General features: G+C 70.7%; 13 protein-coding genes. 7 read left to right on the top strand and 6 right to left on the bottom strand.

Annotation, left to right across the window (positions count from 1 at the left end; genetic code table 11):
- Window positions 1-98 precede the first annotated feature (98 nt).
- The 3 genes from LSF15_RS15440 to LSF15_RS15430 form a co-directional block, all read right to left on the bottom strand.
- The gene (locus LSF15_RS15440; protein WP_232499449.1) at window positions 99-1,895 is read right to left on the bottom strand and encodes an acyl-CoA dehydrogenase family protein; all 1,797 of its coding nucleotides are present in this window, start codon (window positions 1,893-1,895) and stop codon (window positions 99-101) included.
- A 153-nt stretch (window positions 1,896-2,048) separates the two neighbouring features.
- Window positions 2,049-3,077 (bottom strand): SDR family oxidoreductase, encoded by a 1,029-nt coding sequence (locus LSF15_RS15435; protein WP_232499448.1) that lies wholly within the window; start codon window positions 3,075-3,077, stop codon window positions 2,049-2,051.
- A gap of 116 nt (window positions 3,078-3,193) precedes the next feature.
- Complete coding sequence (locus LSF15_RS15430; RefSeq protein ID WP_232499447.1) at window positions 3,194-4,072, bottom strand: SDR family oxidoreductase; 879 nt, start codon at window positions 4,070-4,072, stop codon at window positions 3,194-3,196.
- Between the two features lie 96 nt (window positions 4,073-4,168).
- Here LSF15_RS15430 and LSF15_RS15425 point away from each other — a divergent pair, with 96 nt between their 5' ends.
- Window positions 4,169-4,531, top strand: a complete 363-nt coding sequence (locus LSF15_RS15425; protein WP_232499446.1) for a winged helix-turn-helix transcriptional regulator — start codon at window positions 4,169-4,171, stop codon at window positions 4,529-4,531.
- A gap of 18 nt (window positions 4,532-4,549) precedes the next feature.
- Here the strand turns inward: LSF15_RS15425 and LSF15_RS15420 are convergent, their stop codons facing one another.
- Window positions 4,550-5,014 (bottom strand): Lrp/AsnC family transcriptional regulator, encoded by a 465-nt coding sequence (locus LSF15_RS15420; RefSeq protein WP_232499445.1) that lies wholly within the window; start codon window positions 5,012-5,014, stop codon window positions 4,550-4,552.
- A 320-nt stretch (window positions 5,015-5,334) separates the two neighbouring features.
- On the opposite strand from LSF15_RS15420, the gene LSF15_RS15415 reads away from it, so the two are divergent.
- Complete coding sequence (locus tag LSF15_RS15415) at window positions 5,335-6,042, top strand: M23 family metallopeptidase (protein ID WP_232499444.1); 708 nt, start codon at window positions 5,335-5,337, stop codon at window positions 6,040-6,042.
- A 2-nt stretch (window positions 6,043-6,044) separates the two neighbouring features.
- On the opposite strand, the gene LSF15_RS15410 is transcribed toward LSF15_RS15415, so the two are convergent.
- The gene (locus LSF15_RS15410; protein ID WP_232499443.1) at window positions 6,045-6,827 is read right to left on the bottom strand and encodes a lysophospholipid acyltransferase family protein; all 783 of its coding nucleotides are present in this window, start codon (window positions 6,825-6,827) and stop codon (window positions 6,045-6,047) included.
- 390 nt (window positions 6,828-7,217) lie between these two features.
- Between LSF15_RS15410 and LSF15_RS15405 the strand changes: the two genes are divergently transcribed.
- The 3 genes from LSF15_RS15405 to LSF15_RS15395 all read left to right on the top strand — a co-directional run bounded on the left by LSF15_RS15405 (window position 7,218) and on the right by LSF15_RS15395 (window position 10,397).
- Window positions 7,218-8,276 carry a GlxA family transcriptional regulator gene (locus LSF15_RS15405; protein WP_232499442.1) on the top strand — a complete coding sequence of 353 codons (1,059 nt, stop codon included), beginning with the start codon at window positions 7,218-7,220 and terminating at the stop codon, window positions 8,274-8,276.
- Between the two features lie 25 nt (window positions 8,277-8,301).
- Window positions 8,302-9,300: a type I glyceraldehyde-3-phosphate dehydrogenase gene (gap, locus tag LSF15_RS15400; RefSeq protein WP_232499441.1), complete on the top strand. Its 999-nt coding sequence runs from the start codon at window positions 8,302-8,304 to the stop codon at window positions 9,298-9,300.
- A gap of 140 nt (window positions 9,301-9,440) precedes the next feature.
- Entirely contained in the window at window positions 9,441-10,397 is a 957-nt protein-coding gene (locus LSF15_RS15395) for a DMT family transporter (RefSeq protein WP_232499440.1), read from the top strand.
- Window positions 10,398-10,415: 18 nt separating this feature from the next.
- Here the strand turns inward: LSF15_RS15395 and LSF15_RS15390 are convergent, their stop codons facing one another.
- Complete coding sequence (locus tag LSF15_RS15390) at window positions 10,416-11,486, bottom strand: NAD(P)H-dependent flavin oxidoreductase (protein WP_232499439.1); 1,071 nt, start codon at window positions 11,484-11,486, stop codon at window positions 10,416-10,418.
- A gap of 113 nt (window positions 11,487-11,599) precedes the next feature.
- Between LSF15_RS15390 and LSF15_RS15385 the strand changes: the two genes are divergently transcribed.
- Both LSF15_RS15385 and LSF15_RS15380 read left to right on the top strand, forming a co-directional pair.
- Window positions 11,600-12,154 (top strand): dihydrofolate reductase family protein, encoded by a 555-nt coding sequence (locus LSF15_RS15385; protein WP_232499438.1) that lies wholly within the window; start codon window positions 11,600-11,602, stop codon window positions 12,152-12,154.
- 263 nt (window positions 12,155-12,417) lie between these two features.
- Entirely contained in the window at window positions 12,418-13,797 is a 1,380-nt protein-coding gene (locus LSF15_RS15380; RefSeq protein ID WP_232499437.1) for an MFS transporter, read from the top strand.
- Window positions 13,798-13,879: the final 82 nt, after the last annotated feature.

The following is a 13,879-nucleotide window of genomic DNA, read 5'->3' as shown; positions in this document are numbered from 1 at the left end:
TGGGCAGATGTTCCTGCTGTGGCGGTGGGTGCGAAAGACGAGCGGATGCCGCGACTCGCGCCGCGGCATCCGCTCGGTCGAACGTCAGACGCGCATCGTCAGACGCGCGCCCGGCTCGGTGCGCGGTCGGCCAGCGTGTCGGCGTCGAGGGCGAAGAGGTCGTGCGACCCGGCGGTGACGGCCCCGACGAGGCCGGCGGCCTGCGGCAGCAGCTGCTCGGCGTAGAACCGGGCCAGCGGCAGCTGTGCCTCGGCGATGCCGTCGGCGTCGAGTCCCCGCGCGCCGAGGGCCGACTTCGCCATCAGCCAGCCGCCGACCACGAGCCCCCAGATGCGCAGGTACGGTGACGAGCCGCTGAGTGCCGAGTTCGGGTCGGTGGGGCCGGTGCGCAGCATCCACATCGTCGTCTGCTCGAGCGTGTCGAGCTGCGCGGTCAGCTGGGTACGGATCGACGCGAACTCCTCGCCGGCGGCGGCCAGCTCGCCGTCGAGTTCGCGCATGGACGCGATGAACTCGAGGGCCGAGGCGCCGTCGCGCACGGGGAGCTTGCGGCCGATGAGGTCGGCAGCCTGGATGCCGTTCGTACCCTCGTAGATCGCGGCGATGCGCACGTCGCGGTAGTGCTGCGCGACGCCGGTCTCTTCGATGAAGCCCATGCCGCCGTGGATCTGCAGGGCGAGCGACGTGAGCTCGTTGCCGAGGTCGGTGCCGAACGACTTGCAGATGGGCGTGAGCAGCCCGACGATCTCGTCAGCGCGGGCGCGGGTCGCGGCGTCGGGGTGGTGGGTCGAGATGTCGACGTTCACGGCATTCAGCAGCATCATGCGGCGCAGGGCGGCGATGTAGGCCTTCTGCGTCATGAGCATGCGACGCACGTCGGGGAAGTCGATGATGGGCGAGGACTCGGTGGCGCCGATCGCGCGACCCTGGACGCGCTCCTTCGCGTAGTCGAGCGACTGCTGGTAGGCGCGTTCGGCCACGGCGAGGCCCTGCGTACCCACCGAGAGGCGGGCGCTGTTCATCATGACGAACATGATGCGCATGCCGATGTTCTCGTCGCCGACGAGGTATCCGGTGGCGTCTTCGTACGAGAGCACGCACGTGGGCGAGCCGTGGATGCCCATCTTGTGCTCGACGCCGACGGTGTGCACGCCGTTGCGCTCGCCGAGCGAGCCGTCGTCGTTCACGAGGAACTTGGGCACGATGAAGATCGAGATGCCCTTGGTGCCGGCCGGCGCATCAGGGGTACGAGCGAGCACGAGGTGCACGATCTGCTCGCTCAGGTCGTGGTCGCCGAACGTGATGAAGATCTTCTGGCCCGTGATGCCATAGGTGCCGTCGGCGCGCTTCACGGCCTTCGTGGTGAGGGCGCCGACGTCGGAGCCGGCGTGCGGCTCGGTGAGATTCATGGTGCCGGCCCACTCGCCGCTGACCATCTTGGGCAGCCACTGCTGCTTCTGCTCGTCGGTGCCGTAGCCCAGGAGTGCCTCGATCGCGCCCTGGGTGAGCAGGGGAGCGAGGGCGAACGCCATGTTGGCCTCCATCTCGAGCTCTTGCAGGGCGAGTCCGATCGTGCGCGGGAAACCGCCGCCGCCGAACTCCTCGGGCAGCGGCACCGAGCCCCAGCCCGCCTCGACGAATGCGGCGTAGGCCTCCTTGAATCCGGTCGGCGTCGTGACGGTGCCGTCGGCGTTCAGACGCGACCCCTCGAGGTCGCCGGCGCGGTTGGTGGGGGCGACGACCTCGGCCATGAAGCCGCCGGCCTCGGAGAGGATCTCGACGACGGTGTCGTGATCGGCGTGCTCGAAGCCCGGAAGCTGTGCGATCTGGTCATATCCGACGACGTGCTCGAGGGCGAACGTGAGGTCGGCGACGGGAGGGCGGAATTCACTCATTCCCGCAGCCTAACCCCGGAATTCTTGCGTGGGCCGGGATCTTTCGGGTTCGACTCATGCGTGCGCCCCGGCGGCGGCGCGCGTTGTGTCAAACCACAATCGGACTCCGCGCGTGCACGCACGGCCCGGCGTGTGCACGGCGGGCGCGGGCGCTCAGGGCCTGACGAGCCCGCGCGCGATGAGGCTCTCGGCCGACGCGATGATGGCGTCTTCGGTGGGGATCGGATCCCAGTGCAGCAGGCGCCTCGCCTTCGCGTGCGATGCGCCCTGACGCCGGTCGATCTGCGGCACGACCGCACGCAGGTCGGAGTTCACGAGCGCACCCGCGCGCAGGAGCCAGCGAGGGAGCACCCGGGTTGGCACGCGCCTCGCATCGGCGCCGAGGCGCTCGTGCAGCAGGGTCGCGAGCTCGTGGAACGTGATGGGGTCGCCCGCGACCGCGAGGAACCGCTGGCCCGCGGCATCCGGATGCGTCATCGCGCGCACGTGCAGCTCGGCGACATCGCGCACGTCGACGCCGGTGGTGGTGCCCGGCGGCACCACCGGCGCCCGTCCGTTGAGCAGGGAGCGCAGCAACTCGACCGAGGTCGAGAGCGACGATCCGAGCGCGGGACCGAAGACGGGGACCGGATTGACCACGGCGAGTTCGAGGCCGCGGCCGTCGCGCTCGACGAAGTCCCAGGCGGCGCGCTCGGCGATCGTCTTCGACTTCACGTAGGCCGTGAGGTGCGGGTTCGACAGGTCGGTCCAGTCGTCCTCGGTGAACGGACGTCCCGGATCGGCGCCGTACCCGATCGCCGCGAACGACGAGGTCTGCACGACCCGCTCGACGCCCGCGTCGCGTGCGGCGCGAAGCACCCGCAGGACTCCGTCGCGGGCCGGCACGACCAGGTCGTCGTGATCCTTCGGCTGGCGCATGGGGAACGGCGAGGCCACGTGCAGCACGAACGCGGCGCCGTCGACGGCGGCGGGCCATCCGTCGTCGCGCAGCAGGTCGGCCGTGACGAACTCGATGCCCGACGGCTCGGCGCCGCCCGTGCGCACCATCTCGCGCACCTCGTCGGCGCGGGCGAGCGAGCGCACCGACGTGCGCACGCGGTGCCCGGCCTCGAGCAGCTGCACGATGCAGTGCGCGGCGATGAATCCCGTGCCCCCGGTGACCAGTACGAGTTCTCGACTCACGAAGCCTCCCGGGACCGGACTCTACTCCGATGTCGCAGCCCGGGGCCGGGCAGGGCGGCGCCGGGCGCCGCAGCGGCCTGGACGCCCGCAGCGGCCCCGCGTGTGGCCCCCGTCGCTCAGGCCGCCGGTTGCTCCTCGACCTCGACGACGGCACGCAGCCCGTCGACGAGCGACGTCGTCGGGCGACCGATCAGGCGCGACAGGGTGCCGTCGGTGTCGCCGAGCACGCCGCGGCGGATCCCGTCGTCGAGTGCGGCCACGAACCCGGCGATGCCCGCGTCGAGGCCCGCGCCCTCGAGTGCGGCCATGTGCTCGTCGGTGGTGAGGCGCTGGTAGGCGACCTCCCGGCCCAGAACCACGGATGCCGCAGCGGCGAGCTCGTCGTAGCCGAACGCCGCGTCGCCGTCGAGCTCGTAGACCTGCCCCAGGTGCCCGTCGTCGAGCAGCACGGCCGCGGCGGCCGCGGCGAAGTCGGCCCGGCCGGCGCCGGCCACACGTCCGTCGCCCACGGAGGCGGCGATGATTCCGGTCGACGCGGCGCGCGAGACATCCGCTGCGTAGTTCTCGATGTACCAGTTGTTGCGCAGGATCACCGCGGGCACGCCCGACGCGGCGATGGCCTCTTCGGTGGCCTTGTGATCGGGCGCCAGCGCGAGGTCGGCGGTGGTCGCCTTCGAAACGCTCGTGTAGACGAGCTTCGCGACGCCGGCGGCCTTGGCCGCGTCGATCACGTTCCGGTGGCCGGCGGCACGGCTGCCCGGCTCGGATCCTGAGATGAGCAGCACGGCGTCGACGCCGTCGAGCGCGGCCGCGATGGTCTCGGGGCGGTCGTAGTCGAGTTCGACGGTGCGGATGCCGCGTGCCGCGAGCTGCTCGATCTTGGCGGTGTCGCGGGCGGTGGCGACGAGGTCTGCGGGCGGGGCGCCGCGCTCGAGCAGGGCGTCGACGACGAGTGAGCCGAGCCGGCCGCTCGTGGCGGTGACGAGGATGGTCATGGGATGCGATCCTTTCAGTGGGTTCACCGGGGAGAACCGGCGGGAGCGAAGCAACCTTCCCTCGCGGACGTACCCACTTTGAAGTAAGGTACCCACATGGTGGTAAGTCTTGCGCAGATACGAGAGCGATCCGGCGAAGTATTCACCGAGGGATGCCCCACGCGCGTCGTGCTCGACCACATCATGAGCAAGTGGGGCGTGCTCGTGCTGCTCGCGCTCACCGACGGCACGCATCGCTGGGGCGAGCTGCGCCGCGAGGTCGAGGGCATCAGTGAGAAGATGCTCGCCTCGACGCTGCGCACGCTCGAGGCCGACGGCCTGGTGGCCCGCACGTCCTATCCCGAGGTGCCGCCACGCGTCGAGTACTCGCTCACCGAGCGCGGGCACGAGTTGATGGAACGCATGCTCCCGCTCGTCGAATGGGTCGCCCGCGAGGCCGGCGACATCGTGGCGCGATAGCCGCGGGCGGGCCGGCGCTCAGTCGGGCGCGGCGAGCAGTGCCGACATGCGGTAGGGAATGACCTCGCGCAGGAACAGGCTCGTCGAGGTGCGCACGATGCCGGGGCAGAGCCGGATCTCTTCGCTCACCCGGTAGAGGTCGTCGGGCGTGCGGGCGACGACGCGCAGCAGCAGGTCGTCGTCGCCGGCCGGCGCGAAGCACTCGAGCACCTCGGGGATGAGCTTGAGCGCCTCGATCGCGTCGTGGATGAGGTGCTGGTCGAGTTCGGCGCGCACCGAGGCGGCGATGCCCCGGCCCAGCGAGTCGGGTCGCACGCGGCTGCTGTTCGCGCGCAGCAGTCCGGATGCCGCGAGCTTGTCGAGCCGGCTCTGCACGGTCGCCCGCGCGAGCCCGAGTCGCTGTGCGATGACCACCGTCGGCAGGCGCGGGTCGTCGTCGAGTTCGATGAGGATGCGCCGGTCGGTGGCATCGAGCTTGCTCAATATGAACCTCCGTTCGCGTGAAACTCTCGCAAGAATCTTACAATCTGACTAGTCAAAGCGTCGCTTGTTGCCCCGATTGCAGGACATTGTTATCAATGACTGTACACATACGAGTGAGGCGGCCACGAGCTGCCGAACCCGAGGCCGATCCGGCGGCGCACCCTGTCGGCGGATCGCGATTCGCCCCACCGGTGATCCTCGATTGCTCGGAGTGCCATGACTCGATCGGATGCCGCGGCGAAGGGCCGCGGAATCCGCTCGTCGTGTCTCATACCGTGGTCGGATGCGTCTGCCGAACCCTCGCCGCTAGCATCGCGTCGATGGAGCACACACTCGAGAATCCGGTCGTCGTCGAGTTCCCGCTGCGCGGCGACGGCTGGATGGCCGTCACGACGCCCGCGCACCGCGTGCCCAGCCACGGCACCGACATGCTCGGCCAGCGCTACGCCTACGACCTGCTCATCGTCGACTCCCGCAACGGCGTTCACCACCACCCGGCCGGCACGCTGCGCGGCGAGCTCTTCGGCGGTCGCACGAAGGAGTCGTACGCGTGGGGCGCACCGATTCACGCGCCGTTCGACGCCGAGGTCGTGAAGGCCTCCGATGGGATGACCGAGCGCGAGTGGATCCATCCGGCCCGCGAGTTGGCGCACGCGGTCACGAACGCCGTCACCTTCACGCCCGAGAAGCTGCCGTCGATCATGGGCAACCACGTGCTGTTGCGCTCGCTCGACTCGCCCGATGTCTACGCGGGGTTCGCCCACCTCGCGCCGGGAACGGTCGCGGTCACCGAGGGCCAGCGGGTGTCGACCGGTGAACTCCTCGGCAAGGTGGGGCACACGGGCAACTCGACGGCGCCGCACCTGCACTTCCAGCTCATGGACTCGCCCGACCTCCTGACGGCGACGGGCATCGCGTGCGCGTTCCGCGCCTACGACGTGCGGCGCGACGGCGCGTGGGTGCGCGTCACGAACGGCGTGCCGGGGCGCCGCGAGCGCATCCGGTCGGTCGAAGCGGCGACCGGCTGAATTCAGTTCGCGGATGCCTCGCGCTTGGCCTCGCGCGCGGCCTCGCGCGCGGCATCGGCCGCCGCGGCCTCGGCCGGGGTCGGCGCCGTGCCACCGAGATGGCGCGGCTGCCACCACTGGCCCGTGCCGTCGACGGGATAGTCGCGTTGGAGCCCGTCGACGAGTTGCTGCATCCGTTGACGCAGTTCGTTGGTTGCGGCGTGCACGTCGGCGGTCGGTTCGGGGTGCAGCGGCGTGCCGAAGGCGAACGACACCGGCACCCCGAAGCGCTCGCCGAAGCGCACGCGGTGCCGCTTGGTCATCAGCCTCTGCCCGCCCCAGACGGCGACCGGAATGACGGGGACGCTCGCTTCGGCTGCCAGGCGCACCGCGCCGGTCTTCAGGTCGCGCACCCTGAACGACGCGCTCACCCCTGCCTCGGGGAACACGCCGATGATCTCGCCGTCGCGCAGCGCCTGCACGGCGGCGGCGTACGCTGCGGCGCCGGCCTTCATGTCGACGGCGATGTGCCGCATGCCGCGCATGAGCCAGCCGACCACGGGCTTGTCGAACACCGACTGCTTCGCGAGGAACCGCACGCGCCGACGAGTCGTGAGCCACGTGACCCACTCGACGAGGGCGAACTCGAGATACCCGAAGTGGGTCATTGCGAGCACGGCCCCGCCGGTCGCGGGAATGTTGTCGGCGCCGGTCACCGAGCGCTTGAGTCTCAGGCCGCCGAACAGCGCCCGCCCGGCGACGATCGCCGTGCTGTAGATGGGCTCGGAGGCGCGACGCGGCTTCATAGGGCTCAGCGTAGGCGCGGCGGCTGATTGTGGGCTGCGGGCTGCGCGGAACGGCGCGGGCGTGCGGCGACCGGGGTGCGGATGCCTCCCCCCAACCGGCACCCGCACCTCGGTCGTCTCTGCGGCCCTGAACCCAGACTGCGCCGACAGGGTCCGTGTCCGGTGTCCCGCGATTCTGACGCTAGCCGAGGCTGCAATGATCGCGCGGCCCCCGAACGGGTGATTCCCGGCGCCGTCCGCGATGAGCGACCTCATGTCGCAGATCCCCTCGCCCGGGCAGGTCTGTCCGGTTGCGCGGGTCGGTAGTGAGCGTGCACCTCGCGCCGTCGAGACGTACCCTGGCGGTATCCTTGCGCAGCATGATGATCGCGCCAGGTCTCGGGAGGTCGCATGGCTCGCAGCAACCACCGCGTCGCGGTGCTCGTGCTCGAGGGGGCGAAGCCCCTCGACGTCGGCATCCCGGCGCAGGTGTTCAGCACCCGGAAGAGCATGCCCTACGTGGTGCGCGCATGCGGCGCGTCGCCCGGGCCCGTCACGGGCGGTGACGGTCTCGCGTACCACGTGGCCCACGGACTCGAAGCGCTCGAGTGGGCCGAGACCGTGTTCATCCCGGGCTACCGGCACCCCGATCGCGAGGACCCTCCGGCGCCCGTGATCGAGGCGCTTCGCGCGGCGCACGAGCGCGGGGCACGCCTCGCGGCGATCTCCACCGGGGCGTTCGCGCTCGCTGCGACGGGACTGCTCGACGGCTGCCGAGCCACGACGCACTGGCACTACACGAGAGCGCTCGCCGCGAGGCATCCGCTCGTTCGCGTCGACGAGAACGTGCTGTTCGTCGACGAGGGGGCCGTGCTCACGTCGGCGGGGGCGGCATCGGGCATCGACCTCTGCCTGCATCTCGTGCGCCGCGACCACGGCGTCGGCCTGTCGAACCACGTCGCGCGCCGGCTCGTGGCGGCGCCGTACCGCAGCGGCGGGCAGGCGCAGTACGTGCCGCGCAGCGTGCCCGAGCCGCTCGGCGAGGTGTTCGCCACGACGCGCGAGTGGGTGCTCACCCGGCTCGAGGATCCGCTCACGCTCGGCGACCTGGCGGGCCATGCCAACGTCTCGCCGCGCACGTTCTCGCGCCGATTCGTCGACGACACCGGCTATACGCCCATGCAGTGGGTGCTGCGCGCCCGGGTCGATGTCGCGCGCGAACTGCTCGAGCGCAGCGACCTCGGCGTCGAGCAGATCGCGGCCCGCGTCGGGCTCGGCACGGGCGCGAACCTGCGGCTGCACTTCCACCGCATCCTCGGCACGTCGCCGAGCGAGTACCCGGCACACCTTCGTACGGCCGGCGGGCGCATGACGGGCGCCGAGCGCGAGCGGATGTCACGACGTGGCGTGATCCTTGCGCACACTGTCGTCACGGCCACTGTTGCGAGATCCGTCGGCAGGCGAGGGTAGTCCGGAACGAAAGGAATCCCCCTCAATGACTCGCATCGCCGTCAACGGATTCGGCCGCATCGGCCGCAATGTGCTTCGCGCCCTCCTCGAACGCGACTCCGACCTCGAGGTCGTCGCCGTGAACGACCTCACCGACCCGAAGGCGCTCGCCCAGTTGCTGCGCTTCGACAGTTCAGCCGGGCGGCTCGGCCGCCCCGTCGAGGTCGACGGCGACACCCTCGTGGTCGACGGACGTCGCATCACGGTGCTGGCCGAGCGCGACCCCGCGAACCTGCCGTGGGCCGAGCTCGAGGTCGACATCGTGCTCGAGTCGACCGGTCGATTCACTGCGGCGTCGGCCGCCCGCGCCCACCTCGACGCCGGAGCCCGGAAGGTGCTCGTGAGCGCGCCCGCCGACGGCGCCGACGTCACCCTCGCGTACGGCGTGAACACCGACGCCTACGACCCCGCCACGCACACGATCATCTCGAACGCGTCGTGCACGACGAACGCGCTCGCCCCGCTCGCGAAGGTGCTCGACGACCTCGCCGGCATCGAGCACGGCTTCATGACGACCGTGCACGCGTACACGCAGGAGCAGAACCTGCAGGACGGCCCTCACCGCGACCCGCGCCGCGCCCGCGCCGCCGGCGTGAACATCGTGCCGACCAGCACCGGAGCTGCGAAGGCGATCGGGCTCGTGCTGCCCGGCCTCGACGGCAAGCTGTCGGGTGACTCGATTCGCGTTCCCGTGCCCGTCGGCTCGATCGTCGAACTCAACACGACCGTCTCGCGCGAGGTCACGGTCGAGCAGGTGCTCGAGGCCTACCGCGCCGCCGCCGACGGTCCGCTCGCCGGCGTGCTCGAGTACTCGGACGACCCGTTGGTCTCGTCGGACATCACCGGCAACCCCGCCTCGTCGATCTTCGACGCCGCGCTGACCCGCGTGAGCGGCAAGCACGTCAAGGTGGTCGCCTGGTATGACAACGAGTGGGGCTTCTCGAACCGCGTGGTCGACACGCTGGAACTGCTCGCCGCAGGCTGAGTACGGTTCGTCACCGGGCGATCGGATGTCGCGGCGGGAGCGTCGCGGCACCCGCTCGCCTTCTCGTGGTTGGCGGGATTTCGCGGGCACGCGGCAGCCCTACGTCACCCGCTGTCGGTGGCGGCGAGCAGAATGAGCTGGTGACTCGACGCGGGCTGATCCTCTTCGCGGCGCTCGGCATCGCCTGGGGCATCCCGTACCTGTTCATCAAGATCGCGGTGAGCGAGCTCGAGCCGGCGATGGTGGTGTTGGCGCGATCCGGCCTCGCGGCGATCCTGCTGCTGCCCCTGGCGTTCTTCCGGCGCGAGGTGGCCCAGGTCGTGCGTCGGTGGAAGCCGATGCTCGCGTACACGATCGTCGAGATCATCCTCCCGTGGTACTTCCTCAGCGCTGCAGAGCAGCGCCTGCCGAGTTCGACTGCGGGGCTGCTGCTCGCCACGGTGCCGCTCGCCGGCGTGGGCATCGCGTTCGCGATGGGCCGGCCCGAGCGGCTCTCGCGGGCGAACTGGCTCGGCATCGCGCTCGGCATGCTCGGCGTCGCGGCGCTCGTCGGCCTCGACATCGCGGGCTCCGACCTGATCGCGGTGGCACAGATGGCGGTCGTCGTCATCGGCTACGCGCTGGGCCCGGCGATCCTGGCGCGGTGGATGTCCGACCTGCCGGGCGTCGGCGTCGTCGCCGTGTCGCTGGCCGCGACCGCCGTCGTCTACGTGCCGTTCGTGCTGCTCACGGGCGGCTGGCCGACGGTGATGCCGTCGGCGTCGGTCATCCTGTCGATCGTCGTGCTCGCCGTGATCTGCAGCGCCCTGGCGTTCCTGCTCATGGTGGCGCTCGTCTCTGAGATCGGGCCGGTGAAGGCGACCGCGATCACGTACGTCAATCCCGCCGTCGCCATCATCGCGGGCGTGGTGGTGCTCGGCGAGCGCGTCACCGTGTGGACGATCGTCGGCTTCGTGTTCGTGCTCGCCGGGTCGTTCCTCGTGACTCGTCGCCGGCGAGAGCCGGTGGCGGCTGAGGGTCCCGAAGAGGCATGCGCCGAGCAGGATGCATCGCTCGCTGCAGCGCGGGTTCGGTCGACCGAGGTCGACTCGCCGTAGCCGGGCGTCCGATCCGGCTCAGTCCACGGTCCCGGCGACGAGTTCCTCGAACACCTCGTGCGCGTCGTCGTGCACCGCGAGCGGCGCCGACTGCCCCATCCACAGCGACTGCAGGTCGGCACGCCCCCGGCGGATCGCCTCGGCGCGGAACTTGCCGGTCATCCAGTTCTGCACCGGGAACGGCGCGATCACGCCGCCGCCCTCGATCTCGGTGACGGCACGGTTGGCCGCGCCGCGCGCCAGCCGCCCGCTCATCGCGCGAGTGAGCACGGTCTCGTGCGCTGCCGTCGCCGCGATCGCCGCACGGTGCGCGTCGTTCGTCGCCGACTGCCGCGTGCGCAGGAACGCCGTGCCGACCTGCACCCCGGCAGCCCCGAGCGCCAGGGCGGCCGCGACGCCGCGCCGATCGGCGATGCCGCCGGCGGCGATCACCGGCACCGAGACCGCATCGACGACCTGCGGGATCAGTGAGATCGAGCCCACGAGTGAGTGCTCGGGCTGACGCAGGAACGAGACCCGATGCCCGCCGGCCTCGAGCCCCGTCGCGACGATCGCATCCACGCCGCTCGCCTCGAGTGCCGCCGCCTCGTCGACCGACGTTGCGGCCCCCACCAGCCGGATGCCCCGTGCCCGCGCGCTCTCGACCACGTCGGCCGGTGGCACGCCGAACACGAAGCTCGCCACCGCCGGCCGCGCCTCGAGCACGGCGGCCCACTGCTCCTCGAACGAGGGCAGGTACTGCGCCGGCGGTTCGTTCGGTGCGGGTATGCCCACTTCGTCGAAGAACGGGCGCAACGCGTCGCCGGCCGCCTCGAAGCCGCCGGGTGCGAGCGGGGCGTCGGTCGGGTCATCCGTCAGCGGCAGCCAGACATTGAGGTTGAACGGCCGGTTCGTCGCCGCACGGATCGCGGCCGCCGTCTCTGCGATGCGGCCGGCGTCGTAACCGTAGAGCCCGTACGAGCCGAGCCCGCCGAGATCACTCACCGCAGCGGTCAGTTCGACCGACGAGAGCCCGCCGAACGGGCCGAGCACGATCGGATGGTCGATGCCGAGCATCGATGTGAGGTCGGCACTGCGCTTCGTCGTCATGTCACTCCTCTGCCCCAACAGTGTTCCACGCTCGATGTCGATCTGACGCCGCTCCCGTTCGACGTCCAGAATGAGAGGCGGACCCACCGACTCAGAGAACACAGGAGATCGTCATGCGCACCCTCATCGTCACCGAATTCATCACGCTCGACGGCGTCGTCGACTCGCCCGGCGGCGGTGACCACCCGCGGGCCGGCTGGTCCTTCAAGGAGGTCGACTTCGTCGAGGAGGCCTACGAGATCAAGGGTCGCGAGCAGCTCGAGGCCGAGGCCATGCTCATCGGCCGGGTCAGCTACGACGAGTTCGCCCCCGTCTGGCCGACCATGGAGGAGGAGTTCGCCGAGTACAACGCCATGCCGAAGTACGTCGTGTCGACCACCCTGACCGGCCCGGAGTGGAACAACACCTCGGTGCTCCGCTCGATCGACGAGGTCGCGGAGCTCAAGCAAGGCGAGGGCGGCCCGATCATCGTGCACGGCAGCGCGACCCTCGCCCAGGCGCTCGGCGAAGCCGGACTGGTCGACCGCTACCACCTGCTGACCTTCCCGGTCGTGCTCGGCGAGGGAAAGCGCCTCTTCAGCGGTCGCGAGGCCGGCAAGCTGGCGCTCGTCGAGCACGAGGCCTACTCGAACGGGATCGTGAAGCAGGTCTTCGACGTCGTGCGGTGACGCACCGCTCCCGCGCTCTCGACGCGTTCGCAGAATCCGGATGGCAGTTCCCCCTCATCGAATGAGGGGGAACTGCCATTTGCGCACACGGATGTCGCCAGCCTCGGCGTCACACGGATGTCGCCGCCCCGGTGGCAACACCACTCCCGAGAAGACGTCCGCACCGATTCGAACCGACATGTCGATCTCGCCCCTCCTGGTTCGACGCATGAGTAGAGGCACCCCGCTTCTGAAGCATCGGCTCCCAAGAAGGAGACAGGATCATGTCAACACCCCGGGCACTTCGGCCGCTGCGCAACCCGGCCTACCGGTGGCTTGCCGCGGCGCTCGTATCGTCGCTGGTGGGCTCCGGCATCTGGATGGTCGCGCTGGTCTGGCAGATCGTCGCGATCGGCGGCGGCGCGGCCGAGCTCTCACTGGTCGCCGGCGCTTCGGCGATCGGGATGCTGCTGACGACGTTGCTCGGCGGCGCCCTGGCCGACCGCATCCCGCAGCGGCGCATCCTGCTCGTGGTCGAGGTCGTCCGCGCAGCGAGCGTGGGCTTCGTCGCCCTGACGTCGCTGACGGGCGGCTTGGCGGTGTGGCAGCTCGTGGCCGTCGCCCTCGTCGGCGGCGTGATGGCCGGGCTCTACTACCCGGCGTACTCGGCGCTGCTGCCCAGCGTCGTGCCCGAGGACCAGCTGCTCGCCGCGAACGGCTTCGAGGGCATGGCCCGGCCGGTGCTCATGCAGGCCGGCGGCCCGGCCCTCGCAAGTGCGCTCATCGCGATCTCGTCGCCCGGCGCCGCGCTCGCCGTGACCGCCCTGACCGGCGTCGTCGCGGCCGTCTGCATCCTGAAGCTCCCCGAGACGCCGGTGCGCGCCGAGCAGGTCGCCCCCGAGCAGGCCGGCGCCCAGCAGGGCGGCCACGACTCCGCGACCGCTGAGCAGCGGCATCCGGCCATCGCCCTGCTCGTCGACGTGCGCGAGGGCTTCGTCTACATGGTGCGCACGCCGTGGCTGCTCGGCACCCTGACCTTCGCGTCGCTGCTGATCCTGCTGATCATGGGGCCGTTCGAGGTGCTCGTGCCGTTCGTCATCAAGGACACCGCCGGCGGCGGCCCCGAGGAGCACGCGCTGATCCTCGCCGCGTTCGGCATCGGCGGAGCCGTCGGGTCGATGGTCGTCGCCTCGCTCAAGCTGCCGCGCCGCTACCTGACCGTCATGAACCTGCTGTGGGCGTTCGGATGCCTCCCGCTCGCGGTCTTCGGACTGACCGACCAGATCTGGGTCATGGCGATCGCGGCCTTCGCCGTCGGCGCGGCGTTCAACGGCGGCGTCGTGATCTGGGGAACCCTGCTGCAGCGCCGTGTTCCCCCGCACATGCTCGGCCGCGTCTCGAGTCTCGACTTCTTCGTCTCGCTCGCGTTCATGCCCGTGTCGATGGCGTTCGCCGGCCCCGCGGGCGAGTCGCTCGGGCTGCCGGTCGTGTTCCTCATCGCCGGGATCGCGCCGCTCGTCATCGGGCTGGTCGCGATCATCGCGGCACGGATGACCCGCGACGAGATCGCGCACCCGCTCGACGCGGATGACGAGGATGCACTCGACGCGGATGACGAGGCAACGCTCGACGCGGCGCGCGACGAGGTGTTCGCCGTCGCCTGATTCCTGCTGCAAAGCGATCGGATGACCCGGGCTCGCGCCCGGGTCATCCGTTCGCAATCGGTGCCGAGGTGCCGCAGGTGCC

The sequence above is a fragment of the Agromyces humatus genome, from assembly GCF_021228295.1.
GTDB lineage: Bacteria > Actinomycetota > Actinomycetes > Actinomycetales > Microbacteriaceae > Agromyces > Agromyces humatus.
This window is presented reverse-complemented; position numbering and strand designations above follow the sequence as displayed.

Excerpts from the sequence above, each read along its gene's own strand:
- LSF15_RS15385 (WP_232499438.1), top strand. The coding sequence starts at position 11,600 with ATGCGCACCCTCATCGTCACCGAATTCATCACGCTCGACGGCGTCGTC.
- LSF15_RS15390 (WP_232499439.1), bottom strand. The coding sequence starts at position 11,486 with ATGACGACGAAGCGCAGTGCCGACCTCACATCGATGCTCGGCATCGAC.
- LSF15_RS15405 (WP_232499442.1), top strand. The coding sequence starts at position 7,218 with ATGGCTCGCAGCAACCACCGCGTCGCGGTGCTCGTGCTCGAGGGGGCG.
- gap (WP_232499441.1), top strand. The coding sequence starts at position 8,302 with ATGACTCGCATCGCCGTCAACGGATTCGGCCGCATCGGCCGCAATGTG.
- LSF15_RS15410 (WP_232499443.1), bottom strand. The coding sequence starts at position 6,827 with ATGAAGCCGCGTCGCGCCTCCGAGCCCATCTACAGCACGGCGATCGTC.
- LSF15_RS15415 (WP_232499444.1), top strand. The coding sequence starts at position 5,335 with ATGGAGCACACACTCGAGAATCCGGTCGTCGTCGAGTTCCCGCTGCGC.
- LSF15_RS15380 (WP_232499437.1), top strand. The coding sequence starts at position 12,418 with ATGTCAACACCCCGGGCACTTCGGCCGCTGCGCAACCCGGCCTACCGG.
- LSF15_RS15425 (WP_232499446.1), top strand. The coding sequence starts at position 4,169 with ATGGTGGTAAGTCTTGCGCAGATACGAGAGCGATCCGGCGAAGTATTC.
- LSF15_RS15430 (WP_232499447.1), bottom strand. The coding sequence starts at position 4,072 with ATGACCATCCTCGTCACCGCCACGAGCGGCCGGCTCGGCTCACTCGTC.
- LSF15_RS15440 (WP_232499449.1), bottom strand. The coding sequence starts at position 1,895 with ATGAGTGAATTCCGCCCTCCCGTCGCCGACCTCACGTTCGCCCTCGAG.